The sequence below is a fragment of the Desulfococcus sp. genome, from assembly GCF_041737845.1.
Classification (GTDB): Bacteria; Desulfobacterota; Desulfobacteria; order Desulfobacterales; family Desulfococcaceae; genus Desulfococcus.
In genome coordinates this window covers 1-25,901 of the sequence record NZ_JBGSQX010000026.1, presented here as the reverse complement: position 1 = coordinate 25,901, position 25,901 = coordinate 1, and the positions used below count along the sequence as shown (strand labels likewise).

The 25,901-nt window shown below is 61.0% G+C and carries 21 protein-coding genes; 4 read left to right on the top strand and 17 right to left on the bottom strand.

All coding sequences use genetic code 11. The features are described from left to right. Positions 1-182 precede the first annotated feature (182 nt). Both alr and ACEW8N_RS03315 read right to left on the bottom strand, forming a co-directional pair. Positions 183-1,328, bottom strand: a complete 1,146-nt coding sequence (gene alr, locus ACEW8N_RS03320) for an alanine racemase (RefSeq protein ID WP_373498377.1) — start codon at positions 1,326-1,328, stop codon at positions 183-185. Further along, positions 1,315-2,205, bottom strand: a complete 891-nt coding sequence (locus tag ACEW8N_RS03315) for an aminotransferase class IV (RefSeq protein WP_373498376.1) — start codon at positions 2,203-2,205, stop codon at positions 1,315-1,317. Before ACEW8N_RS03315 ends, alr begins: the two co-directional genes overlap by 14 nt. Before the next feature lie 777 nt (positions 2,206-2,982). Between ACEW8N_RS03315 and ACEW8N_RS03310 the strand changes: the two genes are divergently transcribed. Both ACEW8N_RS03310 and ACEW8N_RS03305 read left to right on the top strand, forming a co-directional pair. Beyond that, on the top strand, positions 2,983-3,885 hold the full coding sequence (locus ACEW8N_RS03310) for a response regulator (RefSeq protein WP_373498375.1): 903 nt from the start codon (positions 2,983-2,985) through the stop codon (positions 3,883-3,885). 46 nt (positions 3,886-3,931) lie between these two features. Next, positions 3,932-5,869 (top strand): DASS family sodium-coupled anion symporter, encoded by a 1,938-nt coding sequence (locus tag ACEW8N_RS03305; RefSeq protein ID WP_373498374.1) that lies wholly within the window; start codon positions 3,932-3,934, stop codon positions 5,867-5,869. A gap of 172 nt (positions 5,870-6,041) precedes the next feature. Here the strand turns inward: ACEW8N_RS03305 and ACEW8N_RS03300 are convergent, their stop codons facing one another. The 13 genes from ACEW8N_RS03300 to ACEW8N_RS03240 form a co-directional block, all read right to left on the bottom strand. Beyond that, entirely contained in the window at positions 6,042-7,424 is a 1,383-nt protein-coding gene (locus ACEW8N_RS03300) for an acetyl/propionyl/methylcrotonyl-CoA carboxylase subunit alpha (protein ID WP_373498373.1), read from the bottom strand. 147 nt (positions 7,425-7,571) lie between these two features. Beyond that, positions 7,572-7,799 carry an acetyl-CoA carboxylase biotin carboxyl carrier protein subunit gene (locus tag ACEW8N_RS03295; protein WP_373498372.1) on the bottom strand — a complete coding sequence of 76 codons (228 nt, stop codon included), beginning with the start codon at positions 7,797-7,799 and terminating at the stop codon, positions 7,572-7,574. Positions 7,800-7,879: 80 nt separating this feature from the next. Further along, entirely contained in the window at positions 7,880-8,863 is a 984-nt protein-coding gene (locus ACEW8N_RS03290) for a biotin-dependent carboxyltransferase family protein (protein WP_373498371.1), read from the bottom strand. 77 nt (positions 8,864-8,940) lie between these two features. Continuing rightward, complete coding sequence (locus ACEW8N_RS03285; protein WP_373498370.1) at positions 8,941-9,927, bottom strand: carboxyltransferase domain-containing protein; 987 nt, start codon at positions 9,925-9,927, stop codon at positions 8,941-8,943. Positions 9,928-10,027: 100 nt separating this feature from the next. Beyond that, a complete protein-coding gene (locus ACEW8N_RS03280; RefSeq protein WP_373498369.1) occupies positions 10,028-10,780 on the bottom strand; it encodes a LamB/YcsF family protein in 753 nt (250 codons plus the stop codon). A gap of 393 nt (positions 10,781-11,173) precedes the next feature. Next, the gene (locus tag ACEW8N_RS03275) at positions 11,174-12,967 is read right to left on the bottom strand and encodes an aldehyde ferredoxin oxidoreductase family protein (protein WP_373498368.1); all 1,794 of its coding nucleotides are present in this window, start codon (positions 12,965-12,967) and stop codon (positions 11,174-11,176) included. Positions 12,968-12,978: 11 nt separating this feature from the next. Beyond that, positions 12,979-13,683, bottom strand: a complete 705-nt coding sequence (locus tag ACEW8N_RS03270) for an ABC transporter ATP-binding protein (protein WP_373498387.1) — start codon at positions 13,681-13,683, stop codon at positions 12,979-12,981. Further along, on the bottom strand, positions 13,676-14,401 hold the full coding sequence (locus ACEW8N_RS03265; protein ID WP_373498367.1) for an ABC transporter ATP-binding protein: 726 nt from the start codon (positions 14,399-14,401) through the stop codon (positions 13,676-13,678). Before ACEW8N_RS03265 ends, ACEW8N_RS03270 begins: the two co-directional genes overlap by 8 nt. After that, positions 14,398-15,411 (bottom strand): branched-chain amino acid ABC transporter permease, encoded by a 1,014-nt coding sequence (locus ACEW8N_RS03260; RefSeq protein WP_373498366.1) that lies wholly within the window; start codon positions 15,409-15,411, stop codon positions 14,398-14,400. Before ACEW8N_RS03260 ends, ACEW8N_RS03265 begins: the two co-directional genes overlap by 4 nt. 21 nt (positions 15,412-15,432) lie before the next feature. Next, positions 15,433-16,320, bottom strand: a complete 888-nt coding sequence (locus ACEW8N_RS03255; RefSeq protein WP_373498365.1) for a branched-chain amino acid ABC transporter permease — start codon at positions 16,318-16,320, stop codon at positions 15,433-15,435. An 83-nt stretch (positions 16,321-16,403) separates the two neighbouring features. Then, entirely contained in the window at positions 16,404-17,657 is a 1,254-nt protein-coding gene (locus tag ACEW8N_RS03250) for an ABC transporter substrate-binding protein (RefSeq protein ID WP_373498364.1), read from the bottom strand. A gap of 215 nt (positions 17,658-17,872) precedes the next feature. Then, positions 17,873-19,177 carry a 4-aminobutyrate--2-oxoglutarate transaminase gene (gene gabT / locus ACEW8N_RS03245; protein WP_373498363.1) on the bottom strand — a complete coding sequence of 435 codons (1,305 nt, stop codon included), beginning with the start codon at positions 19,175-19,177 and terminating at the stop codon, positions 17,873-17,875. A 390-nt stretch (positions 19,178-19,567) separates the two neighbouring features. After that, the gene (locus ACEW8N_RS03240; RefSeq protein ID WP_373498362.1) at positions 19,568-21,319 is read right to left on the bottom strand and encodes a sigma 54-interacting transcriptional regulator; all 1,752 of its coding nucleotides are present in this window, start codon (positions 21,317-21,319) and stop codon (positions 19,568-19,570) included. Between the two features lie 600 nt (positions 21,320-21,919). On the opposite strand from ACEW8N_RS03240, the gene ACEW8N_RS03235 reads away from it, so the two are divergent. After that, entirely contained in the window at positions 21,920-23,344 is a 1,425-nt protein-coding gene (locus tag ACEW8N_RS03235; RefSeq protein WP_373498361.1) for an FAD-binding oxidoreductase, read from the top strand. A gap of 119 nt (positions 23,345-23,463) precedes the next feature. Here the strand turns inward: ACEW8N_RS03235 and ACEW8N_RS03230 are convergent, their stop codons facing one another. Next, complete coding sequence (locus ACEW8N_RS03230; RefSeq protein WP_373498360.1) at positions 23,464-24,396, bottom strand: DMT family transporter; 933 nt, start codon at positions 24,394-24,396, stop codon at positions 23,464-23,466. Between the two features lie 309 nt (positions 24,397-24,705). Here ACEW8N_RS03230 and ACEW8N_RS03225 point away from each other — a divergent pair, with 309 nt between their 5' ends. Continuing rightward, a complete protein-coding gene (locus ACEW8N_RS03225) occupies positions 24,706-25,173 on the top strand; it encodes a DUF551 domain-containing protein (RefSeq protein ID WP_373498359.1) in 468 nt (155 codons plus the stop codon). 105 nt (positions 25,174-25,278) lie between these two features. Here the strand turns inward: ACEW8N_RS03225 and ACEW8N_RS03220 are convergent, their stop codons facing one another. Then, positions 25,279-25,623 (bottom strand): ArsR/SmtB family transcription factor, encoded by a 345-nt coding sequence (locus tag ACEW8N_RS03220; protein WP_373498358.1) that lies wholly within the window; start codon positions 25,621-25,623, stop codon positions 25,279-25,281. Positions 25,624-25,901: the final 278 nt, after the last annotated feature.

Below are 25,901 nucleotides of genomic sequence, written 5' to 3'. Positions count from 1 at the left end.
TCTAACCGGAAACGCGAAATCCAAGGAAATGGAAACCTCAAGAGAACACCCCCCCCGGGGGGTTGTCAATCTTTAATTTCATCCCGGATCATGCCCCGGAGAAGGGCGGCACACGGGCCGCACCCGGCATGATCCAGAACCGGGGTCTTCACCTGCAGGATGGGCAGGTGTGGCACCTGCCCCTACGATCTGAATATTCGCGGCACCCTTGCCATGACCGTCGACACCACCTCGTAGTGGATGGTGCCCAGCCGGCCGGCGATCTCTTCCGCGGTGATCCTCTCACCGCCCTGGGCCCCCAGGATCACCACCTCATCCCCGGGCGCCACCCCCGGGACCCCGCCGACATCCAGCATGGTGAGGTCCATGCAGACGCGGCCGACGACCGGGACCCGAAGGCCGCCGACGAGCATGACGCCGCGGGAGGAGAGGGCGCGGCGATACCCGTCCGCGTAGCCCACCGGCACGGTGGCGATGATTGTGGGCCGGGGGGTAACGTAGGTGCCGGCGTAGCTCACCGGAAACCCGGCCGGAACCGACTTGAGCTGGGCGATCCGGGCCTTCAGGGTCATGGCGGGGACGAGGTCGATCCGGCCCCTGTCCACCTCGTCGGAGGGGTACAGGCCGTAAACGGCGATGCCCGCCCGGACCATGTCGAGATGGGTTTGGGGCATATCGATGACGGCGCCGCTGTTGGCCGCATGGCGCAGGGGGAAGGTGATGCCCTTTCCGGCAAGCGCGGACAGGATGGCCATGAACGTTTCAAACTGCCGTCCGGCACTGGTTTTGTCCCGGCTGTCGGACGCGGCGAAATGGGTGTAGATCCCTTCGGGCGACAGGCCTTTCAGGCGGGCGATCCGTTCGATCTCGGGGACGGCGGCCCCTTCGCCGTCGGGGTGCCGGCCGGCCGGGAGCAGGCCGATCCGCCCCATGCCCGTATCCACCTTGACATGCACGGCAAGCCGTCTCCCCGCGGCAAGGGCGGCGACGGACATGGCTTCGGCCGCGGCAGCGGAAAACACGGTGGGGATGAGATCCCACCTCAGCAGTTCCGGGACCGCATCCGGCGGGGTGTATCCGAAGATCAGGACGGGGGCCCCGATCCCGGAGGCGCGCAGTTCGATCCCCTCCTCCGCGCGGGCGACGCCCAGCATGTGGACGCCGCTTGCCGCGGCCTGCCGCGCCACTTCGACCAGGCCGTGGCCGTAGGCATTGGCTTTCACGGCGGCGAGCATTCGGACCGAAGGCCCCGTGAGCCTCCGCAGGCCCTTCAGGTTGTGATCGACGGCCGAAAGGTCGATTTCCGCCCGGATATCATGGGTTCCCATGGCCCTGCCCTTCTCCTGCCGCCTCATATCCCTGGTTTCCCTCGCCGTAGGCGCGGGTGCAGGCGGCGAAGAGTTCCATGATCCTCCGGGTCCGCGGACCGGGGCTGCCGTCGCCGACGGTCAGGCCGTCCAGGGAGACGACGGGGACGACCTCCTTGTTGGAGGAGGTGATGAAGACCTCGTCCATCACCCGAATCTCGTCCCGATGAATGTCCCGGACCTCGACATTGAATTCAATCCCCGCCAGCGCCATGACGACCTGCCGGGTGATGCCGGGCAGTATGGACGCGCCGGGTGTTACCAGCCGCTCCCCGATAAAGGCGAAGACATTGGAGGTCGTGCCCTCCAGGAGGCGGTGGGTTCGATCGACGTAGAGCGATTCCATGGCGCCCTGCCGGTGCGCCCGGGACAGGGCCAGGATGGCCGGGATGTAATGGGTGCTCTTGGCGCCTGGCAGGTATCGCTCGTCCGGGGTGGTGATGACGGCGGCCCCGTCGCGATACCATTCGGCCGGGCACGGGTGATGCGGCGTCACCATGACCAGGAGTCTCGCGGCGCTCGGGGGGGTGATGCCGTCCGGGCTGACGCCGCCGGTGATGACGATCCGGACGGCGGCTTCGGTCATGTGGCCCCTGTTCCGGGAGAGGGTCTCCATGGTGATGCCGAAGATCTCGCGGCGGGTGCGCGGCATGGCCAGCTCGATCAGCCGGGCCGAGGTTTCAAGCCGCCGGATATGGTCCTCCAGGAAAAAAGGACGCATCTTGTACGTGCGCATGAAGTCGAAAACGCCGTATCCCCGGATCACCCCCAGATCGTTCACGGAGATGGCCGCCCGGTCTTCCGCGACAAACTCCCCATCGACGTAATAGATGTTCATTTCTGCGATCCTCCCTCCATGGCGCTCGTCCGGGCTGAGTTCAGACGAGGATGGATGCCCCCTGAACCGGTCCCGGTGAAAGACAGGTCGGGATGAGTCCGGTTGATGTGATGCCATGATCTTTACCTCATTCCGACGACAAATGCCAGTCCCGTTGAATGCAGAATCCTTGCAAGAAAGGCGCCGCCGTTCCCCCCTCTGCATCCCGTCTTCCCGCCGATGAAAAAAGATCCGCCACGGCAGACGGACGCCCTTGTCCGAAAAAAGGATCCCGGATAAAATAGTATCATCATCTTAGATACGATCCTTTGGGCTGATTTTTACTGGTACGGAAATTGCTGAATGTACTGCACGAGCGAAGCGGCTTCCGCCGCCGCCGCTCAGGCATCCAGACGCCGGATTCCCTCTTCGGCAAAGCATGGGACCCCATGAAGGGTTTGAATGCCTGCTCAGAGCGCTGTTTCACGCCGCAAGGTCCGGCCCGACGGAGAGGGTCGGCCGGACCGGTCCTGCCGGAGGGGGGCATGGACGGCAGCGGCGGATGCCGGGGGAGCGTATGATTTTTTTCCAGTGCGTAAAAAATATCGACACAGACCCGGAAAGGGCCCAGACGGAACGGAGTGCCGCGGGAATGTCCGCCATTCGGTTCGACGGAAACGCCCATCCGCGGGACAATATCACGATAGGCATCGGTGGAGGGGCGGATCGGCCGGCCGGATCCCTGGTGATGTTTTTTCGAGGCTTGAGGTATCGAATCCATAAACAAGGAGAAAAAGCATGACGGAACAAATTAAGGTTCTCATGGTGGATGATGAAGCGCAGTTTCGGGCGACCACATCCAGGATATTGAACAAAAAGGGCTTTGCGACCACCATCGCCGCCTCAGGCGAGGAGGCGATCGGCATCCTGACGGACAACCCCCAGGATGTGGTCATCCTGGACATCAAGATGCCGGGCATGGACGGGCACGAGGCACTGGGTGAAATCAAGAAAATTTGCCCGGAAACCCAGGTGATCATGCTCACCGGGCACGGCGCCGAGGTGTCCGCCAAGGCATCCCGCGAAAAAGGCGCCTATGATTACCTCAGCAAGCCCTGTGACATCGATCTGCTGGCCCTGAAAATCAACGAAGCGTTCAAGGCATCGCACAAGGATTTGAAAAAAGAAGAAAAAAATGCCGGGAACATCATGATCCGCCTGGACGACTACACCTCCATCGGACCGGAGCAGACGGTCCGGGAGGCCGTTCAGGCCCTCATGCGCACCTTCGAAGGCCTCATTTCATCGAGCCGCGTCATGGAAACCGGCCACCGCTCCCTCCTGGTCTGCGATGCCAACCGGGAGGTCATCGGCATTCTCAGCATCCTGGACCTGATCGAAGCGGCGCGGCCGGGCTATCTGAGCGCGGCAAAACCCTCCATGGCCGACAGCATCCAGTATTCGCGGATGTTCTGGAGCGGCCTTTTCTCCACCCAGGTCAAGGCCCTGGCCGGCAAAAAAGTAGCGGAGGTCATGTCCGATACCCCGCCGTGCCTGGATGAGGACACCAACCTGATGGAGCTGGCCGACTTCATGTACTCCCAGCAGGTCCGGCGGGTTCTGATCACCCGAAAGGGCAGGGTCGTCGGCGTGGTGCGCGAACAGGATCTCTTTTTTGAAATGGCTCACATCATTTTCTAAATGAACGGAATCAACTTCAATTGATCGTCAATTAAGGAGGGTTTATATGAATCCATCGAGTAAATCCGGCGATGCCCGAACCGATCAGGACCTTGCTTCGTCCCACGGCGAGGGAGCACCCGCGACCCGCAAGAGCGCCATCAAGAAAAAGAAGGCCTCCGGCTATGACAAATACGTCGACTGGAAGCTGTTCGTCATTCCGGTGGTGCTGCTTATCGGCATCCTGCTCATGCCGACGCCTTACAGCATGAAGGACGTGGGCACGGAATACAAGGTCGGCCCCAAGGCGGTGAACAGCTTCCTCGCCAAGGAGCTTTTCAACCAGGAAACGCCTTATCTGGAACAATGGCAGCTCCTCACCGTGCAGATCATGGACCAGAACATGCGGATGGGCGCCCTGGGCAAGGACCGCTTCCTGAAACGGGACGACAAGTGGCTCAAGCAGAACAAGATCCCGTCGGACAAGACCAACCTGGCCCAGGCCATGACCTGGGTGACCGACAACGTGCCGGACGAACGGTTTCGCGACCTCATGAAAAGCGCCATGGATCTGCGCAGGGAAGGCCTGAAATATGAAAACCTGACCGGCGGCGACAAGGCGGCCGCCGATACCGGCGCCTGGCATATCCAGGTCGCCATCGCCATGGGCGCCTTTGTGGTCTTCTGCTTTCTGACGGAGTGCATCCCCCTTCCCAGCGTCTCCTTCTGCACCGGGCTGCTGCTGGTCTTCACCGGGGTGGTCACCCGCTCGGAGGTGGCCCAGCTCTATTGGGACGACGCCGTCTGGTTCATCATGGGCAGCCTCATGTTCGCGGCCGCCTTCGTCAAGACCGGGGTGGACAAGCGGGTCTGCCTGGCCATGTTCAAGAAGCTCGCGGTCCCCAACATCAAGATGATCACCATGATCTTCATCATCATCATCGCGCCTCTTGCGGCGGTCATCTCCGACCACGCCCTGGCGGCCATGTTCCTGCCCATCGCCATGCTGCTCTACCAGAACAGCCTCACCAAGGATATCCCGGAAGACCCCGAGCTGGGCAAGATGCTGATGATCTCCATCGCCATGGCCTGCAACATCGGCGGCCCCGGCGCCCCCTCGGGCGGGGCCCGCAACGTCATCATGATGACCTACCTGAGCGACATGTTCGGCATGGACATCGGCTATTTCCAGTGGATCACCTACTGCGCCCCCTTCCTCCTCGTTATGATCCCGGCCACCTGGCTCCTGATCAACTGGCAGTTCAAGCCCCGCATCAAGTCCCTGGCCCCGGCCATGGAACAGCTCAAAAAAGAGATCGACAAGATGGGCGGCTGGAGCCGAACCCAGATCATGGCCCTGATCATCTTCGTCATCATGGTCTTCGGCTGGTTCACGGAGAAGACCTTCTATGAAATGGGGATCCTGCCCATCCGCCTGGGCCTGGGCGTCCTGGCCATGGCCGGCGCGGTGGCCTACCTCCTGTCCGGCATCGTCAACTGGCGCGACTACCAGGAGAAGGTGGACTGGGGCGTGGTCTGGCTGTATGCCGGGGCCATCATCTTCGGCCGCACCCTGGACGGCACCGGCGCGGCCTACTGGCTGGCCCGGAGCGTCATGGACCTCCTGGCACCCCTGGGCATGAACTCAGGGCTACCGCTTTTGGCCGTATCCAACGGCATCACGGCCATCGTCACCAACCTCATGGCGGACGGCCCGGCCGCAGCGGCCGTTGGGCCCATCACCCTCAACATGGCGGGGCTGGCCCATCCGGGCACGGCCTACCTGCCCTTCATGGCCATGTCCACGGCCATCGCCTCCTCTTTCGCCTATGCCCTGATCATCGGCACGCCGCCCAACGCCATCGTTTACGCCAGCGGCTACCTCGAACCCAAGGACTTCCTGCGGGTCGGCATTCCGCTCTGGTTCCTGGCCAACATCGTGCTGCTGCTGCTTACGGGACTCTACTGGGCCGTCCGGGGGTTCGGCGCCCTGCCGAACTTCTAGCGCCCCCCCATGACTTCCCGCCGGCAAGCCGCCTCTCGGATGTACTGAGGAGCGGGCTCCCCGCCGGCGGGAGCCCGCCCAACGCAAGGGGGGCGGCGTTGAGAAACGCCGCCCCCCTCTTCCCGCAGGTGGACCTTTCCAAATGTCGGCGATACCCCTCCGGAATGCCGGATCAGATCCGCCGGTACCGGTTTTCGTCGGGGTCGAAGGCATACTGCTTGAAAATCGATTCCAGCGATTCCGTGTGGAACTCCCCGTTGACGAAATCCGGGCTGTCCAACACCATCAGGGCGATGGGGATGGTGGTTTTGGTGCCTTCGATCGTGAAACAGGAGAGCCGTTTTTTCAGCCGCTCGATGGCCCGCTCCCGGGTGGATCCCCATACGATCACCTTGGCCAGCATCGGATCGTAGAAGGGGGAGACGGCGCCCCCTTCCTCGAGGGCGTGATCGAATCGGGTCTTGATTTTCCGGATGACGGGAAACCGGAGCTTGCTGATGACGCCCGGGGAGGGCATGAAGGAGACGGGGTCTTCGGCATAGACCCGCGCCTGAATGGCATGGCCGTCGAACCGCACATCCTCCTGGGCGATGCCGAGCCGTTTGCCTGCGGCGACCTCAAGCTGGATCCGGACGATGTCGGTGCCGGTGATGAACTCCGTGACGGGGTGCTCCACCTGGATCCGGGCGTTGATCTCCATGAAATAGAACCGGCCGTCCTCGGCAAGGAGGTATTCAATGGTGCCCGCATTCCGGTATCCCATGGCCGAGGCGAGCCGGATGGTCCAGCCCTCGAGCATGGCTCTCTCCGACGCCGTTACGGCCGGAGAGGGCGCCTCCTCGATGATCTTCTGATATCTTCTCTGGATGGAGCACTCCCGCTCCCCCAGGGTGATGTAGTTGCCGTGGTGGTCGCCGATGAACTGGACCTCGATATGCCTTGCCCTGCCGAGCCCTTTTTCGACATAGCAGTCCTGGGAGCCGAACGCCACCTTTCCCATGCTCCGGCTGGCTTCAAAGGCGTTCTCGATCTCATGGGCATGCCGGATGACCTGGATCCCCTTCCCGCCGCCGCCCTTGTCCAGCTTCAGGAGAATGGGGCTGCCGTGTTCCTGGAACGCCCGGTGAAGCGAGGCGGCGTCATCGAGGACATCCAGGGAGCCGGGGATCACCGGCACCCCGACGGAATCGCTCAGGTTCCGGCAGTAGCATTTCGATTCGATCTTCTCCAGAACCGACGGCGGCGGACCCACAAAGGTGGTTCCCCGTGAAGCCACGGCCTCCGCGAACGCCGCATTCTCCGAAAGAAAGCCATAGCCGGGATGAACGGCATCCGCACCGGATTTCCCGACGGCGTCCATGATCCGGTCGATGTCGAGGTAGCTTTTCGGCGCCGGAGAAGGACCCAGATGAAAGGCCTCATCCGCTTCCCGGACATGGGACGCGTTCCGATCGGCGTCGGAGTAGACCGCGACGGTTTCAATCCCCATATCCCGGGCCGTTCGGATGATCCTTACGGCGATTTCCCCTCGATTGGCGATCAGCAGCTTTCTCAAAGACCATGCTCCTTTTCTGATGTCATCGGACCCGCGGGGCCGGCAGACCGCTCCGCATGCCCCGGGAATCCGGTTCTTCCGGGGACGACCGGCCGCCCCGCCCGGTCCGGGGGGTATATTCCGGACCCGAAGCCGGGGCGTTCCACGTCATCCCTCCTGGACTTCAAGAATGATCATCGGCATGTCGACCTGCATTTCATCCCATTCCTTGACCAGGATCTTCTTGACGATGCCGTCCGCGTCGGAGGGGACGCTGATTTCATTCTTCATGCAGTTGATCACCGCAACCTCCTGGCCCTTTGTCACCCTGGCACCCTCATCCACGACCACCCGGGCGACGAGCCCCGGCATGATGGCGTTAACGCTTTTTTCCATGTTGAACCTCCCTGTGGGCAATACCTTCCATAATCGGTTTCGGTTTCGGCATCCGTCCTTTTTCCCTGCCGGCGGCGGCGCTAGACCACCGCATCCGCCGTCAGAAGCCGCTTCTGTTCGATGCGTGCGCGGATCGCATCCTCTTCCGTGCAGTATACAAACCGGATATAATCCCGGGTGGGCGTGCCCTGTCCGATCTTCCAGAGATCGGCGTTGATGACGTGCAGGGCGCAGAAATAGCCGCCCAGGGTGGGGCCGTCGCCGATCAGAATGATGGGGGTGTTGCCGCAGATGTTCATGGCGCCCCGGATGGAATAGGCGTGGTCGACGATGTTGGAGGGATGGCTCCCCCCGACCCCGCCGTCCTCCCTGGCGAAGAAGCCCTCCTTCAGCGCATCCAGCCGGTAGGCGGAGCGGTTGGAGGTGTGCTGGATCTTGAAGGAGTGGCCGAACAGGTAATCCATGCCCTCCCGGGTGACATAATCCGGACAGGTGTTGGGTCCGGGCATGGCCCGAATGTGCCATTCATTTTCGTATTCCGGGATAACCTCTTTTTTCAGCGTTCTGCCGGCCAGATCGCCCAGGGGCCCTGCGGGGCGGCCAAAGCCGAGGGTGTCCCCCGGGGCAAGCTTTCTCCCGTGGAAGCCGCCGTAGCTCCCGAAAATGCAGGTCGACTTGCTGTTCAGGTACACAGGGACGTCAACCCCCCCCGCCACCGCGAGGTAGGACCGGAATCCGGTCTTCCCGAAATGGGAAAACTTGATTTTGTCCCCTTTGGCCACGGCGACGGATGTCCAGAGCGGCATCGCACTTCCGTTGAGTGCCGGCTGCATGTCTGTTCCGCAGACCGCGATAACCGTGTCCGCCGAGAATTCCGCCTCAAAATAGCCGCCGGCGATTTCCAGGCCGGCCTCTCCGGGCGGGTTTCCCACCAGCAGGTTGGCAAACCCGAGCCCCACATTGTCCAGGGCGCCGGAGGCCGACATCCCCTTGCCCAGATAGCCGAGTCTTCCCGGCCAGTCCTCCACCACGGTTTCGATCCCCCCGTTGATCACGTGCAGCATATAGAATTCCTCCCTCTACGGATTTGGAATATGACAAGATCCTCGACGATGTTGAAAAGCGGTCCCTGCGCCCCGGCCTACAGCCTGGGGGCCGTCCTGAAGCCTTCCGCCTGTTTCGCCTTGAATTCCTCGACGCCTTTTCGAACCTCATCGGAGGTGACAAAGCCGATATAGTCCTTCACGGTGATGCTGCCGCTTTCGATCTCGTAGGTGTAATCCGTCTTGTCGTGAACATGTTCGAAAATGCGGAGGATTTCGGCCTCACTGACCTCATGGAACCGGATGCGGTCTCCGTTTCTGTAGAGAAAGGGCGTCTCTTTGAAGAGCGGGTGCTTCTGGCTGAACTGAAAGGTGGGGATGGTGCGGCCGAAGAGCTGGTAGCCGCCTCCGGTGGCCGTGGTATAGGTAAAGACGCAGGGGCCGCCGATGCCGACCGTTCCCTCCGGGGTCCACGTTCGCGGCGGGTTGTATTTGGGCACGACGATGGCGCAGCGGGGGTCCATGGGCCAGAAGAAGCCGCCCCCCGGCCAGAACCCGCAGCCGCTGTTGTACCATTCGGTTGTGAGGAGCATCCGCTTGACCTCTTCCGCCGACACGCCGTTGCACATGGCGATATACTCGAGATTGTATCCGTTGATGACGTTGGGGGCGTCGGGCCGGACCTCCTTGACATATTTTGCGACCGCTTTTTTAGTCTCGCTGTCTTCAAAGGCGATGGGCAGATGGATGAGGCGGGATTCCAGCACGATATCCTCCACGTCTGAAAGGGCCCCCTCCTCCTCCTTGATGACGTCGATCAATTCCCTGGTTTTCAGGGTTTCGGGATGGTAGTGAAACAGGTTGGTCCGAATGCCGGGCACCGTTTCGATGAGCCCGGGGATCTTTTTTTTCAGGAGCCGCTCGTTGACGGTGCCGACCCTGAAGGAGTCCAGCAGGTCGGCGCGCTGCATCCGGCCGTACTCCAGTTGAAGAAATCCATCTCCCGCCTGCCGAAACAGGACTTCCAGCCGGGATTCCGTTGCCGGCAACGTGTCCAGAATGACGTCGTAGTCTTGCTGTGCCATAGATGTTGTCTTCCCCTTTCCATGATTGACGGTTCCGCAAAAAGACCGGTATCTGCGCTGCGCTTACGGGGTCGTCCGTCCGCGAAAAACCCCGGCGTTTCTATTTCACGGGTGCCGCGATCTCAACTCCCGCGCCCTCCAGAGACCTCCGGACGGCCTTCAGGAGGTCCACGGCGCCCGGGCTGTCCGAATGCAGGCACACCGAGGCGCCCTCGATGTCGATCTCGGCCCCCGTCGTCGTGACGACCTTCCTGTCCCGGATCATCCTCAATACCCTGGCGGCGACCGCCTCCGGCTGATGGGCGTCGTGATGGCGGGTGATGACAAGGTTTCCCTCCCCGTCGTACCCAAGGTCTCCGAACACCTCGTACACGACGCGGACCCCCATTTCCCCGGCGACCTCCCCCGCCACCCCTTTTTTCATCGTGTACAGGTAGAGATCCCTGTCGATATCGAGGATCGCCTCGCAGATGGTTTTTGAAACCTCTCTGCTGCGGGACATCATGCCGTAAAGCGATCCGTGGGGCTTGACATGGTGCAGCATCCCGCCTTCGGCCTCCACGAAGGCCTTGAGTGCGCCGATCTGGTAGACCATGTCGTCATGAATTTCCTCCATGGTCAGTTTCATCTCCCGCCTGCCGAACCCCTGGAGATCGGGTAGGCTGGGATGGGCGCCCACCTGGACCCCGTGCTTTCGGGCGAGGGCAACGGTTTTTTTCATGACCGTCGGGTCCCCGGCATGAAACCCGCAGGCCACGTTCGCGGTGGTGATGTACGGCATGAACGCTTCATCGTTTCCCATGGTGTACATCCCGAAACTCTCCCCCATGTCCACATTGATATCGACCTTCATAGATGCCTCCTGTGATTGTTCTTTCCCCGCAGCGATTCGCCCGGGCCGAAACCCTGACGGCGTGCGTCATCGCCTAAAAAAACGGGCCAATGATGCAGCAGCAAAAGATGCGCCAACGACGACGCGATGTCCTGGGGAGCGGCGGCCATCGCTCCGAATATTCAGCAAATGAAGGGGGTTCGTATTTCATGAAATCCTTTGGGATGCATGGGAGAACATCGGAAACGCAATGACATGCTCCGGCATCGACCCCGTTCGATTCATTTTTGCATCAGATCGGAAGAAGAACGGCCCATACCTTGAATCCGAAATGATTCAATAACGCATCGAAACCACATTATATTGATATACATGGATTATATTGATTCAAAACTGGTTCTGTCTTTCGGCGCCCTACTCGCCAGGCACCCCCGCGCTGCTCCATCCCCTCAGCCGGTAATAGTCCGCGAGCATGACGGCCATTTCCGATTCGGTGAGGCGGTGTCCCGACGGCAGGGCCTCCCGGTGCAGCCGCCCCGGGAGCAGATCGGCCTTGGCCGTCATGCCCTCCCGGAGGTTGAATCTGCGGGTCATATTGGTGACCCGGGCCGCCATTTCCCGGAGTGCCGCCTTGGATGCCGGCAGGCCGGTGACATGGTGAATCAGGGTTTCCAGCTCTTCCCAGGTGTAGAGGTCCCGGTAGAAGCGGCAGAGGATCAACATGTCGAACAGGGTGAGCCGGTCCTCGAAATCGATGAGCAATTCCGCCTTGCCGTCGATTTGATCCGGGGGGATCATGCCGGAGAGCTCGGGTTTGTAAAAGGTGGTGCGCAGGTGACATGCACCCCGGTCGGAGGTGCCATAGGCAAGCCCCATCCCCTTGAGCACCCGGGGATCGTAGCCTGCGGGTTCCAGGCCCTTGACGTGGACGGCGATCTCTTCAAGCCCCCATGCCCGGGCCGTGGGCACGATGCCTTCGGCCAGGAGGTCGCCGATGCCTTCCCGGCGGCCGATCATTTCCAGAAGGTCGGCGATCCGGTCCGCCTCTCCGTAATTTATGGCGTAGGGAATGTTTCCCCTGCGGCTGGCCTCGATGGCCAGGGCGCAGAGGTTGCCGGCCGTGATGGTGTCCATGCCCAGGCGGTCGCAGATGTCGTTAAGGTAGACGATCTCCGCCATGTCTTCCACCATGCACAGCCCTCCGAACGCATAGATGGTTTCGTACTCCGGCCCCTCCAGGGTCAGGCCCTGGTGGCGTCCCTTGGACAGGGTGGCCATCCGGCCGCAGGCCATGAAACATTTGGCGCAGGCGTGGGGTTTGACCGCATGTTCCTTGTGATAGGTTTCGCCGCTGATCTTTTCCCAGTGGTCACAGGTGCCCTGGGACCAGTATCTGGCCGGAAAGGCGCCCACCGTGTTCATCAGGGCCACCATCATGGTGGTGCCCATGGCCCGGTAGGCCTTGACGCCCGGCGCCTCCATGTTCTTCTTGGAGAAGGCCTTGCAGTATTCGGCCACGGCGTCGGGCCGGTGGAAGACGCGGGTCCGGTCCCCCTGGAAGACCACGGCCTTGAGCTTTTTGGACCCCATGACGGCCCCCACGCCGGTCCGGCCGGCGCACCGCCATCTGTCGTTGGCGATGAGGGCATAGCGCACCAGCCGCTCCCCTGCCGGGCCGATGACGACGGCGCCGGGCTTTCCATAGCCCTCTGTTGACGCCGCATACCGCTTCAGGGCCTCGGCTTCGGTGTCATAGACGTCCTTTCCCCAGAGATCCCCGGCCTCATGGAAATCGGCCCCTTCGGGATGAACGGTGACCGCAACGGGGCGCTTGGCGCACCCGGTGAAGACGACGGCGTCATACCCGGCCGCGTCGATGGCCTCCGGGACTTTGCCGCCGGAATAGGATTCCGAATAGAGGCCGGTAAGGGGGGATTTGGTGAACACCCCGTAGCGGCTCCCGCCCCAGATACGGCTGTTGCAGAAAGGCCCCGTGGCAATGATGAGACGATTTTCCGGCGAAAGGGGATCCACCCCCGGCGGGTTTCGTTCCAGCAGGAGATGGGTGGCCAGGCCCTTTCCGCCAAAGTACGCGGCCAGAAGGTCGTCGGGCAGGAATTCAACCGCGGCGGTCCGCCCGGTCAAATCAACAGTCAATATGCGTCCGTAACAGCCATGCATGATGTCCACCTTTTCAGTTTTTTTCATATGAAATGGGCCTACATCCCCAGGTAGGCTTCCTTGACATGGGGATCGTTCATCAGGTCCTTCGCCTGCCCCGTCATGGCCACCCGGCCGTGCTCCAGGACGTAGCCGCGGTCGCTCAGGCTCAGGGAGTGCTTCACGTCCTGCTCGACCAGGAGAACCGTCACCCCAAGATCGGCAATCTTCCGGACGGTTTCGAAGATATCCCTGATCAGGATAGGCGCCAGGCCGAGGGAGGGTTCGTCCAGCATCAGCAGCTCCGGTTTGGCCATCAGCCCCCTTCCGATGGCAACCATCTGCTGCTCTCCGCCGGAAAGGGTCATGGCAATCTGATTTTCCCGTTCGGCGAGCCGGGGAAGCAGCTCATAAACCTCCTTCAGGGTCTGCGTCATGGCTGCACCGGCCCGTTTGGTGTATGCACCGACGATGAGATTGTCTTTGACGGTCATCAGGGAAAACAGGCGACGCCCCTCGGGGACGTGCACCACGCCCATCTCCACGATCTCTTCCGGAGGCCGGTTATGGATGGATTTACCGGTGAAGCGGATCTTTCCCGAGGCCGGCTGCATCAGTCCGGAAATGGTTCTCAGCAGGGTGGACTTTCCGGCGCCGTTTCCCCCGATGATGCTCACCACTTCTCCTTTTTCCACGGTCAGGGAAATATCGAAGATGACCTGAACGTCCCCGTAAAACACGTCGATATGGTTGATCTCAAGCAGCGGCATAGTCTTCTCCCAGATAGGCCTTGATCACGTTTTCGTCTGAGGCGATCTCCTTTGGCGTTCCCTCGGCGATTTTCCTGCCGAACTGGATCACCACGATCCGGTCGGACATGGCCATGATGGCCCGCATGATGTGCTCGATGACAAAGATGGTGATACCGCTGTCCCGCAGCTTTTTCATGATCTCCACCATGTCGTCCACTTCGGCGGGACGCAGCCCCGCCATGACCTCGTCCAGCAGCAGGAGCTTGGGGCCGGTGGCCAGTGCCCGGGCGATTTCAAGGCGCTTGCGATCGGCAATGGTCAGGTTGCCGGCGCGAACGTCCTTCTTGTCGCTGAACTGAAGGAATTCGAGTACCTCGAGGGCCTTCTCCTCGGCGGCGTCCCGCTTTCCGGTCCTCGCGAAGCTGCCCACGGTAACGTTGTAAAGCACGCTCTTTGAGGCAAAGGGCTTGACGATCTGGAAGGTGCGGGCCAGCCCTTTTTTGCACAGATCCCAGGGCTTGCAGCCGTTGATGCTCTCCCCCTCGAAGGTAATCGTCCCGGCGGTGGGGGTGTATACGCCCGCGATACAGTTGAAGGCGGTGGATTTTCCGGCGCCGTTGGGGCCGATCAAGGCCAGGATCTGTCCGCTTTCGATGTCGAGACTGAGGGAATTCACGGCCCGCAATCCGCCGAAATCCTTTGTCATGTTCCTAAGCGAAAGAATCGTCATGTGCGGGCCCTCCCCATGGTTTTGGCCGGCCGGCGGTTCACCAGGAGCTGCCAGGCCCGTGTGAGGGGCTCTTGAAGACCTCTTGGCTGGTAGATCATAACAAGGATGAGAACGGTGCCGAAAATGATCAAATGGAGGCCGGGCAGGACATCCCCGAAATAGATGCGGCAGAAATCGCTGACCGGCCTCAGCAGAAGCGCTCCCAGAACGGGGCCGGCGATGGAGCCCCGGCCCCCGATGAGGGCGATGAATGCAATCTCGAAGGACATATCGAGGTGCATGATGCTCTTGGGATGGATGTACAGGGTGAACTGGGCGTAAAACGTGCCGGCCAGGGCTGTTAGAAAGGAGCTCATGGCCATGGCCGCCAGCTTGGCCCGGGCCACGTTGACCCCGAGGGCCATGGCGGCCTCGGGCTCCTCGCCGCCGGCATTCAGGTAATAGCCGAGTTTGGACCGGGAAATAAAATAGGTGATGGCCAGTACGCCGATGAGCATCACCAGAATGATGTAGTAGTAAGGTTCCTTGGTGGCGAACATCATATTGGCGAAACCCGTGTCCAGGGGCGGAATCTGGAGCCCCCGGGGGCCGTTGATGTTGATGGGGCCGATGGTATCGATGTTTTCCACCATCACGCGGAAGCCTTCTGCAAAGGCGATGGTGGCCAGGGCGAAATAGGCCCCCCGCATCTTGAATGTGGGCAGTCCGATGAGCACGCCCACGATGGTGGCGAAAATCGCTCCAACGAACATGCCGATCCACGGGCTGACGCCGTATTGGAGGAACAGGATGGTTGAGGCGTAAGCGCCGATCCCCACAAAGGCCGAATGGCCTAACGGCAGCACGCCGGCGAATCCCCCCACCAGGTTCCAACTGGTGGTCAGGTAAGCATAGAAAAACACCTGCACAAGGATGTGAAGATACGTGGCGCTCCGAACCACGAAGGGCAGTCCGAAGGACAGAAGGATCAGGCCGGAGAGGGCCGCGATGTTGAACGCTCTTTGGGTCATGGCATGGCTTATCCTGTGATTTTACCAGTCATGTTTCACACCGAACAGACCGGAGGGTTTGAGGAACAGAAACATCAGAAACAGCCCGTAGACGATGGCTTCGGTCCAGGTGGCGGTCATGAACTGGGGACCCACCGATTCGATCAAGCCGATAATGATGCCTCCCAGGATGGCCCCGCCGATGCTGCCCAATCCCCCGAGCACGACGATGATGAAGCCCTTGATGTCGAAAAGCACGCCCACGCTGGGAAAGACATTGTAAAAGGGCACCAGGGTGACGGCCGCGATGCCTGCGGTGGCCGTCCCGATGCCAAAGGCCACGTTGTAGATCTTGTACTGGTTGATTCCCATGAGGCTGGCCGCCTCCCGATCCAGGCTGGTGGCCCGGATGGCCCGGCCCATTCGGGTTTTCTGAAAAAACCAGTAAATGGCCGCTGCCGTGAGCAAGGTGATGACGAAACCGAAAAGCTTGGGTACGGAAATGAGCATCTCGCCGATTTCCAGTATCTCGCCGCGGAGGGGATTATCCGGCAGGCTCCGGTATTGGGGACCGAAGATGAGCAGCGTCAGGTTGTCCAGGATATACCAGAGCCCTGTCGTGACGATGATGACGGTGATGGGTTCCCGGACGTTTTTCTCCACCTTGAAAATGGGCTTGATCACGATGTCCTGCAGGTAATAGCCGAAGCCGAACATGGCGGGTGCCACGATGAAAATGGCCAGGTAGGGATGCATGCCCGTCAGGGCCACCGTCCAGTAGGCCGCATACATTCCAACCATGAGCAGCGAGCCGTGGGCGAAATTGATGACCTTGAGTACGCCGAAGATGATGGTGAGCCCCAAGGCCGTCAGGCCGTAGATGGATCCCATCAGTATGCCGTTGATGGTGTCTTCGAGGATGTAAAGCATGGGTGGATCCCCCCGGGGTATGTGGTTGCGGATCAGCCCCGAATCCCCTTTCTCCGGTGGGAGACAGGGGATTCGGTTCGGGTTTACGGCATGGGGAAGATCGGGGTGTAGCCGGCACGGCGGGCGCTCTTGGGCCAGACCGTAATCCGTTCGAGCCCCTTGCCCATGTCGTTGATCTGAACCATGACCGGGGAGGCGTGCTTGTTCTGGCCGGTTTCGTCGAACTCCACGGCATCATAGCCCACGATCATGCCGGGTCCGCTGGTGAGTTTCGTAGCGGCAAGGGCGTCGCGAATCCTGGCCGGATCTGTGGAGGCGGCCCGTTCCAGGGCGTCTTTGAGCACGTACATGGCCAGGTAAGCGTCAACAGCCTCGCCCGTGAGGTTCTGGCCGTACTTGGCCTTGAATTTTTCATTGGTCTCCCTGGCGCCCGCCTTGTTGACGTCGGTTTCCCATTCCACGATGTCGAAAAGATAGCGGGCATTCTGACCGACGGCCTTCATGAAGGAGGGGTCCGCATGACCGCCGCCGCTGGTGACGATGGCCTTCAGCTTGACCTTGTACTCGGCCAGGGTGTTGGTGAGGAGGATGGCGTCCGCCGCGTTGGAGACCATCATCAGCACGTCCGCCCGGGACCTGCGGATCTTCTGGACCACCGGGCTCAGGTCCGTGGCGGTGGAGGGGTAGGGTTCATCCATCACCACCTCGTAGCCGCCCTTTTCCGCCAGCATCTTCCACTGGCCGGCAAAGCCCTTGCCCCAGTCGCCGTTTTCATAGACGAAGGCCAGCTTCTTGATCGGCGTGTTGAATTCGGCTTCCATGTCTTTGAGGAATGAGAACTGGTCCCGGGTCCACCAGGAATCCTTGGCGGCGATGCGGAACACCGTCTTGAAGCCCTGCTCCGTGATCTTGTCCGCCACCGATACCGGCACGATAAAAGGGATGCCGTACCGCTCGGCCACCGCCGTGGTCGGGTAGGTCACCGCGCTGTTCCAGCAGCCGGTCAGGACGTTGACCTTCTCGGTGTTGATGAGGCGCTCGGCCTCGGCCACGCCTCTTTCGGGCTTGGATTCGGAATCCGCGTACAGCATTTCGAGCTTCGCCCCGGCAAGGGATTGGATGCCGCCGGCGGCGTTGATCTCCTCGACGGCCATTTCACGTGCCTGCTTCCCCTGGAGGCCCACGCTGGCCGACGGGCCGGACAGGGGGATGATATTCCCCACCCTGATGGCCGTGTCCTGGGCCGGAAGGGGCGCGGCCAGCATCAGGGCGGTAAAGAACATCGCAATGGATAGAAAATGTCCGTGGATCGTCGATCGGGTTGTTTTGGTCTTCATGAATTCCTCCTCTGAAAGGGTTGACGGTTCCGCAAAAAGCCCGATATCTGCGTTATGCTGCATCCCTCGTCACTGCGGCGTACTTCAAGTACGCCTCATTCCTCGGAATTTGCAAGCCTTGATCTCGAACTTTTTACGAAACCGTCTGAAAATTGACTTTTTACGAGACTATCAGGGTTGATAGTACAAAAACGGAAAATACCGGCACACTGCGCTCAGGACCGGCTGACGGCTTCGAGGCCTTCGCCCACGATATCGAGACCCGTGTTCAGGTCGGCATCGGAGATGACCAGGGGCATCAAGAAACGGATGACGTTGCCGTAAATGCCGCAGGAGAGGAGTACAAGCCCCCTGTCCAGGCAGAACCGGGTCAGGGCCTTGGCTTCATCGGCTGCCGGCGTCTTCTTTTCCCGGTCCTTGACCAGCTCCATGGCCATCATGGGACCGAGGCCGCGGACATCGCCAACCAGGGCGCAGCTCTCCTTGAATGCGTTGAGCCTTGTGCGCAGGATCTCGCCCAGGGCTTTGGCCTTGGTCAGCAGGCCTTCGGTCTCGAAGATGTCGAACACGGCCAGGGCCGCTTCGCAGGCCAGGGGATTGCCGCCGTAAGTGCCCCCGATGCCCGAGGCGTGGACGCTGTCCATGATCTCCTTCCGGCCGACCACCGCGCTCAAGGGCATGCCGGCGGCCAGACTCTTGGCGACGGTGGTGATGTCGGCGACCACGCCGAACTGCTCCATGCCGAAAAGGGTGCCGGTGCGGCCCATGCCGGTCTGGATTTCGTCGGCGATGAACAGGATCCCGTTGGCCTCGCAGGTCGCCTTGATCCTGGGGAAGTATTCCTTCGGCGGGACGATGAACCCCCCCTCGCCCTGCACCGGCTCGAAGATGATGGCCGCCGTGTTTTCCGGCACCACATGGGTGATGAGAAAATCATTGAAATAGTCGGCGCAGGCCACGTCGCAGGCGGGATAGGACAACCGGAACGGGCACCGGTAGCAATAGGCGAAAGGCATCCGATAAATCTCGGGGGCGAAAGGCCCGAACCCGAACTTGTAGGGCTTGACCTTGCTGGTCAGGGTCATGGCCAGAAGGGTCCGGCCGTGAAATGCGTTTTCAAAGGCGATGACGGCGGGTTTCTGGGTGGCGTATCGCGCGATCTTCACGGCGTTTTCAACCGCTTCGGCCCCGCTGTTGGCGAACATGGCGCTCTTGGGGAAATCGCCGGGCACCGCGGCGCACAGCTTTTCCGCCAGCCGGACCGGGGATTCATAGGGGGTGACCATGAAACAGGTGTGGGTAAAGCGCTCCGCCTGCCGCTGGATGGCGGCGACAACCTTCGGATGGGAGTGCCCCACGTTCATGACTGCGATGCCGCCTCCGAAATCGATGTATTCACGGCCTTCCACATCCGTGAGGCGGGCGCCCCGGGCTTTCGCGATATAGGTGCCGGTGCCGCTGACATTGCCTTTGGCGATGACCTTGTTCCTGGATTCATGCAGGGCTCCATTGGTTGACATCGGGAATGCGCTCCTTTCTGGTTGGGGGGGTGAGCGTTGGACGCTCTAGTTGAGCCATGCGGCGCCGGAGTCATCCCCCGGGAATGCCTCCCCGGGTTCTGCTCCCGCCGCCGAAAGCCATTTCCCTCCATGAGAAGCAAAATATGCTCCAATGCAGCAGCAGCCCCGGAGGGAAAAGCCGATCACCCTGAATTATCAATAGGTTTCTGCATGATAATTCCTGGCGCACACGGGAATGGACTGAAAAGAGGATGGATTGCCCCTGGATCTGAAACCGGTTTGATTCATTCTTGAATCACTTTGTCGCCCCATCGACCGGATGGTTGAAAAGAGGTCGATGCTATAATGACTCAAATCCATATCATTCCTGATTTGATGAATAATTTCGATTCAGGAATGAATCTTATCGAACGCAAGCCGGTGCCTTTTCATCCTCCGCACCACCGTCGACTGGCTGATGCCCAGGAGGCCCGCCATCTCCCGTGTGGATCTGCAGGCCTTCATGGCCCGGGCCAGAATCTCCTTTTCGACGGCCGCCACCCTGTCCGGCAGGCGAATGCGGGATGAAAGGGCGTTCTCCCGGCCCCTTGAATTCTCCTTCGCCGATTTGTCGATGCTGGACATGACGACAGGGTCGATGGTCTCCCGGTCGCTCATCACCACGGCCTTCTTGATGATGCTCTTCAGTTCACGGACATTCCCCGGGAAAGCATGGTCCAGCAGCGTATCCAGCCCGCTCGGGCGGATGCGCTTTCTGGTGTTGTACTCGCGGTTGTATTTTTCCAGATAGAATTGAACCAGCTCGAAAATGTCTTCCGGCCGCTCCCTGAGCGGCGGGATTTGGAGGATGAAGCTGTTCAGGCGAAAGTAAAGGTCCTTCCTGAAGCGCTTTTCCTTCACCATCCCTTCGATATCCTGGTTTGTCGCGGCGATGACGGCGCAGTTCACCACGAACGATTCCGTGCCGCCCAGGCGCCGGATTTCGTGATTGTCGAGGTAGGTGAGGAGCTTGGCCTGAAGCGACGGCGGCATGTCGCCGATCTCGTCCAGAAACACGGTGCCGGTGTGGGCCACCTCGAAAAGGCCGACCTTGCCTTTTTCGCCGGCACCGGAAAACGCCCCTTTTTCGTAGCCGAAAAGCTCGGCTTCGAGCAACTGCTCCGGAAGGGCGGCGCAGTTGATCTGAACAAAGGGATTCTTGCACCGGCTGCTGCTCTTGTGGATGAACTTGGCCAGAAGCCCCTTGCCCGTACCGGACTCCCCGAGGATGAGGATGTTGGCGTCGTCGATCCGGGACAGTTTCATGGCCATGTGAAGCACCTGGCGCATCTTGTCGCTCTCGGCAACGATGTCGTGGCGTTTGAGTTCGAGCATGGAGAGGTCCGTCAGTTCCTCCCGGTATTTCTGGGAAATCTTCCGGGTCTGTTCAATCTTCTCCCGCAGGGTGTTGAGTTCGGTCATGTCCCGCTCGTTGACCACGACCAGGAAGATGTTTCCATATTCGTCAAAGGCGGGCGTGCCCGTCACCAGCAGATGCCGGCCGGTCCGGGGGATGAACTGGACGAGGCTCTCCTGCTGCCTGCTTTCCAGCACCTTGAGGGTCACCGACTGGTCGAAGAGCTGGGTGTCCACCAGGTTCCGGACGGTTTTGCCCACCACGTCCGCAGCCTGGATGCCGTTGAGCTTTTCCGATGCCTCGTTGACGTGGATGATTTCGCCTTTTTCGTCACAGACCCAGATCCCGTCGGACGAGGCGTGGATGATGGTCTCTAGTTGGCGGTTCAGCCGCTTGTAGGATTCCAGATTCCGCGCCGAGTTCTCGAAGGCGCTCAGCTCCTGGAAATTGCTGACCGCGCCGCAAAGCATACCGTCCTTGATCACCGGGGTGACGTTCAGCACCAGGCTCACCTGTTTTCCGGAAATCTGGGCGCCGAGGATGGGCCTTCGCGTCTTCAGGCATTCCAGGATGCGGTCGCCGACCAGGGGCAGGGTATCCGATACGAGCCGGCCGATGTGCCGCTTCGCATCCAGGTTCAGGATTTTTTTGGATTGACGGTTGATCAGCAGGATCCGGCCCTTTTCATCGGTCACCAGCACACCGTTGCTGCTGAACTCCACAACATCCTTTTCATCGATCTTCATGAATTCGCTCCGGCCGATGGAACATTTTCCGGGCGCCCCTCCGCCTGCGGACCCCTGGCGGACAGGCATCCGCAAGAATCCTTCCGGGCCTCGGGCGGGGCGACCAGTTCACCCCACGCAATCTCCATATGCATTATACCGAAGCCGCAAGCCTTTGCAAGGCCGATGAAGCGTTCGCGGATGGACCGCGGCAGGGACGGGTTGACCGCGGGCGCCCGCCCTCCATTGACTTTTACAGCCTCATGCATAATTTTTTTCATCAAAGCTGCGATTCTCCTGTTTCCGTTTCCCCGTCTTTCCGCACCGTCTGCCGCGACCCGCTTCTCTGGAATCCGCCTTCGGGATCCCCCGGTTATTTCCTATCCGTGCACCTGTGGCTGGCTGGCGCGCATCCATAGAGATTCTCCGCTCAGCCCGATCCAATCGACTGAAGACGACCGCAGCCTGGACAAGAGCGCTTTTCACGGCGCAAACCCGCCCTTTTCACCAGGGTCCCCGGATGCTGGGGAGGGAAAGGGCGCCCCAGGGAAGCGCAGGCGTCATGACAACCACGCAACGATCCCCGGGAAACAACCACCGGGGCATGATTGGAGGAGAGCGATGATGACATACAGGGTTTCAAAAAGCGACGGGGGCGTCGCAATGCTTGAAAAGGAGGCCGTGGACAGGTTTCACGAACGCCTGAGAGGAAGACTCCTTGCCGCCGGCGACGACGGCTATGACGACGCGCGCCGGGTGTGGAACGGCATGATCGACAGGCGACCCGCACTGATCGTCCGGTGCCGCGGTACGGCCGACGTCATCGCCGCCGTTGCATTTGCGCGGGAGCACGGCCTCTTGACCGGCATCCGCGGCGGCGGCCACAACGTGGCCGGGAGCGCGCTGGTCGACAACGGGCTCGTGATCGACCTCTCGGAGATGAGAAGCGTCCGCGTCGACCCGGAACGCCGGCTGGCGCGCGCCGAAGGCGGCGCTCGTCTGGGAGACCTCGATCACGAGACCCAGGCGTTCGGCCTGGCCGCACCGGTCGGCGTGGTTTCGGCCACCGGCGTCGCCGGCCTGACGCTTCACGGCGGTGCGGGATGGCTGCTGCGAAAGCACGGGTTTTCCATCGACAACCTGTCGTCGGTGGACATCGTGACCGCCGATGGGCAGCTCAGGAAGGCCAGCCAGACCGAGAACAGCGATCTATTCTGGGCCGTCCGGGGCGGCGGCGGCAACTTCGGCGTGGTCACCTCGTTTGAGTTTCGACTGCACCCGGTGGGCCCCCGGGTGTGGATGGCCGTACCGGTCTATCCGCTGGAACAGGCCCGCGGCGTGATCACGGGCCTTCGGGAATACATGGCCGGGGCGGAAAAGGAGCTGATGGCCCTCGCGGTCTTCTGGAGCGCGCCGGATGTCCCGGAGGTCCCGCCGGAGATGCGGGGCACGCCCGTCGTCATCGTCCTCGGATGCGACACCGGGCCTTTCCATGACGGCGAGCGGAGGATCGCACCGCTTCGGCGGCTGGGGGACCCCATCGCGGATCTCAGCGGCCCCATGAGCTGGGTCCAGGCCCAGAAATATCTGGACGCCGATTATCCCGATGGCGATTTTTACTACTGGAAATCGTGTTATCTCGATCGGCTGGACGGGGAGGTCGTCGAGGTTCTCGCGAACCACACGCGCATGCGCCCGTCGGCGGCGTCCTCGATCGACGTATGGATGCTCGGGGGTGCCCCTGCCGGCTCTTCTTCACCGGACACCGCCTTTTACAGACGGGACGCTCCCTACATGCTCGGGATAGAGGCCAACTGGCATCGGCGGGAGGATGCCGAGGCCAACATTGCGTGGGCGCGCGGGCTTTTCGATGACATGCGGCGGTTCAGCCGGGAAGGGATTTATTTGAACTTTCCGGGTTTCATGGAAGACAAAGAGGCCCTCCTGCAGGCCGCCTTCGGCCCGAACCTGACGCGTCTCCGGGCCGTCAAAGCCAAGTACGACCCCGCCAATGTCTTCTCCGGGCTGCTGAGCACCATGCCGTAGGCGCGGTCACGTCCCGGGGGTCGGGATGGATGCCGCACCGCCCGCGCGCATCCGTCCCGGCCCCGCCCCGGATCTCCGCCATCGTCCCACCCCCCGGCCGGATCACCATCGCCAGGGCGTTATTTCGGCGAGGAGCAGGGCTCGACGGCCGCGGGCACGGCCGCGTCGTCCGGGGCCATGCCGCCCTGGCTGACGAAGATGCCGGTGAGAATCAGCATCGTGGCCAGATATTGCTGGGGCAGAAGCTGCTCGTTCAGAATCAGCCATCCGAGGAAGATGGTGAATACGGGAATCAGGTTCACGAACACCGTGGCCTGGTTGACGGGGACGCGGCTCAAGCTGAAATTGTAAAGGCCGTAAGCGCCGATGGTCACGAAGGCGCCCAGGTAGGCAATCGCGAAGAGACCCGTCGCATCGAAGGCCGTCGGCAGCGTGGTCGACGGCAGCAGCAGGAGCGGCATGTAAAAGAAGCATCCGACCACGGCCTGGGTGGCGGTCAGAAACAGCGGGGAATAGAACCGGCTCAGTTTTTTCAGGGTGATGATGTAGCCGGTGGCAAAAATCATGGCCACAAATTCCAGGAAGTTGCCCAGGGGCGGATCGGGGGCGCTCTCCGATGCCTGGCCGGTCATGCTGAGCCAGCAGGCGCCCGCGATGGCAAGGGTCAGTCCGAAGAGGTTTTGCCGGGACATGCGCTCCTTCAGGATATAATGGGCCGCCACCGCCACCATGAGCGGGAGGGTGCCGGCGATGATGCCGGCCTGGGAGGCCGTGGTGTGCTCCAGGGCCTTGGCCTCAAACACGAAATAGAGGCAAGGTTCGCAGAAGGCCATGAAAGCGAGCTGCTTCAGGGTCCCTTTTTCAAGGCGCACCGATTTGAAATATCTGAAAAACATCAGGAAGCAGAGGCTTGCCACCGCCATGCGCCCGAAGATCACCACCATGGGATCGTAGGCGCGAAAGGCGATTTTCAGCGCGGGAAACGAGCTGGACCAGAGAATCATGGCCGCAATCAGGGATGTGTAGGATATGAGTCGATATTGAAGGTTCACCGGCGGATCTCTTTATTGAGGTTTTCTGTCCTTGCGGATCGAAACAAGTTCAAACGGTCAGTCCGTTTGAATCGGAAAACGGCAGGCGGCTTGCGCGCGCAGCCCGAGCACAGCTAAAAATGATACCACGCCCTCGGGGGAAAAACAATTTCCGATGAGGATTTTCAAGGCCTGCGGCCGTCCGGGCGGCGGCAGGAATCGGTATCCCGACGTTTTTTCAATTCATAACCCGCATAAATAAATTGATTTTTCATCGAATGCAGCTTATCATGCGTCGCATCAAAAATCTTATCTCGGAGGATACAGCAGATGATGTATTCATGGATAAAGATTTCCCAGGAACTCCCCCCGTCCGAGGAGGAGGTGCTGGCCTTCGTGCCCTGCCCCGATTTGAAGAATTTCAGCTTTGACGTCATGACCTACGATGCCGATGCCGACGTCTGGCGCGAAGCCCACGGAAGAAGAACCTTCAAAAACGTCACCCACTGGATACCCCTGGGGCCGCCCGAGGACGTTTTCAGCGAAAAGCCCGTCGACCCCCTCCGGCAGCCGCGGCAGAGCCGGCGCGAAAGCGACAGAAACAAGGATATCATGGGCTGGCTCCTGGAAGGCCAGTCCATCCGGGAAATCGCGGAGATGTACGGCATCAGCATCACCCGGGTCCGGCTCATCGTCAAGCGGGTCCTGAAAAAAATCGTCCCGGACATGACCCTTTCAACCCAGGAGATGCGGCGCATCCGGGAACACCTGATGACCAAGGTCCGGGAGGAGTTGTAGGGGGCATTCGCGGGGATCCGCAAGCCCCGATCCCGCACCACGGGCAAAAACCCTCTCCAGCGCCCCCTGTCGCGGGATGATCGATAGGAAGGTGCTCCCCAAAAATCAATTTCCGCAGATGAGGTCGCGTCGGATCTCAGGGAGCCTCTCCAGCAGGCGGACCACGTCAGGTTCATCCTCCAGCCAGTGTCGAAGGTTTCCGAGGAGGCTTGCCGCAAAGGGGCTTTTCGCGCCGTCGGCCAGGCGATAGTTCACCCACAGGCCGTCCTTGGAAGCCACGATCAGCCCGGCCTCCTCCAGTATTTTCAGGTTTTTGCTGGCTGAGGACTGGGCAATGCCCAGTGCGGACTGGATCTCGCAGACGCAGAGCGTCCTGCGCTGAAGCATTTTGATCACTTTGACCCTGCCGGGGTCCGAAAGGGCCTTCATGACCTTGATAAAGTCGTTCATGGGCGCTCCATATATCGTTTTTTTGGAATATATAGGCGGGCCCGGGCGCTGTCAAGGCAAAAGTTTGGAACGGCCGGCTTTCCGGTGTCTCTGAAAAATGAAGCGCCATGTCGATGCATACCATGACGGCACGGCGTTTCAGGGGGTTCAGCCGGCCGGGCGCCCGCAATCGGGCGGCAGCCGCCTTACCTCCGGGCGCCCGCCCCAGAGCTCCCCGATCACCCATCGGGCATGATCGACGGGGCCGCTGGTCCAGAACCGTTCGGTCCCCGGCCGGC

What these genes read in the sequence shown, in the direction of transcription:
- ACEW8N_RS03255 (WP_373498365.1), bottom strand. Translation starts at nt 16,320, where the DNA reads ATGCTTTACATCCTCGAAGACACCATCAACGGCATACTGATGGGATCC.
- ACEW8N_RS03280 (WP_373498369.1), bottom strand. Translation starts at nt 10,780, where the DNA reads ATGAAGGTCGATATCAATGTGGACATGGGGGAGAGTTTCGGGATGTAC.
- ACEW8N_RS03225 (WP_373498359.1), top strand. Translation starts at nt 24,706, where the DNA reads ATGATGTATTCATGGATAAAGATTTCCCAGGAACTCCCCCCGTCCGAG.
- ACEW8N_RS03250 (WP_373498364.1), bottom strand. Translation starts at nt 17,657, where the DNA reads ATGAAGACCAAAACAACCCGATCGACGATCCACGGACATTTTCTATCC.
- ACEW8N_RS03305 (WP_373498374.1), top strand. Translation starts at nt 3,932, where the DNA reads ATGAATCCATCGAGTAAATCCGGCGATGCCCGAACCGATCAGGACCTT.
- alr (WP_373498377.1), bottom strand. Translation starts at nt 1,328, where the DNA reads ATGGGAACCCATGATATCCGGGCGGAAATCGACCTTTCGGCCGTCGAT.
- ACEW8N_RS03260 (WP_373498366.1), bottom strand. Translation starts at nt 15,411, where the DNA reads ATGACCCAAAGAGCGTTCAACATCGCGGCCCTCTCCGGCCTGATCCTT.
- ACEW8N_RS03310 (WP_373498375.1), top strand. Translation starts at nt 2,983, where the DNA reads ATGACGGAACAAATTAAGGTTCTCATGGTGGATGATGAAGCGCAGTTT.
- gabT (WP_373498363.1), bottom strand. Translation starts at nt 19,177, where the DNA reads ATGTCAACCAATGGAGCCCTGCATGAATCCAGGAACAAGGTCATCGCC.
- ACEW8N_RS03240 (WP_373498362.1), bottom strand. Translation starts at nt 21,319, where the DNA reads ATGAAGATCGATGAAAAGGATGTTGTGGAGTTCAGCAGCAACGGTGTG.
- ACEW8N_RS03295 (WP_373498372.1), bottom strand. Translation starts at nt 7,799, where the DNA reads ATGGAAAAAAGCGTTAACGCCATCATGCCGGGGCTCGTCGCCCGGGTG.
- ACEW8N_RS03315 (WP_373498376.1), bottom strand. Translation starts at nt 2,205, where the DNA reads ATGAACATCTATTACGTCGATGGGGAGTTTGTCGCGGAAGACCGGGCG.
- ACEW8N_RS03275 (WP_373498368.1), bottom strand. Translation starts at nt 12,967, where the DNA reads ATGAAAAAAACTGAAAAGGTGGACATCATGCATGGCTGTTACGGACGC.
- ACEW8N_RS03285 (WP_373498370.1), bottom strand. Translation starts at nt 9,927, where the DNA reads ATGGCACAGCAAGACTACGACGTCATTCTGGACACGTTGCCGGCAACG.
- ACEW8N_RS03235 (WP_373498361.1), top strand. Translation starts at nt 21,920, where the DNA reads ATGATGACATACAGGGTTTCAAAAAGCGACGGGGGCGTCGCAATGCTT.
- ACEW8N_RS03290 (WP_373498371.1), bottom strand. Translation starts at nt 8,863, where the DNA reads ATGCTGCACGTGATCAACGGGGGGATCGAAACCGTGGTGGAGGACTGG.
- ACEW8N_RS03265 (WP_373498367.1), bottom strand. Translation starts at nt 14,401, where the DNA reads ATGACGATTCTTTCGCTTAGGAACATGACAAAGGATTTCGGCGGATTG.
- ACEW8N_RS03220 (WP_373498358.1), bottom strand. Translation starts at nt 25,623, where the DNA reads ATGAACGACTTTATCAAGGTCATGAAGGCCCTTTCGGACCCCGGCAGG.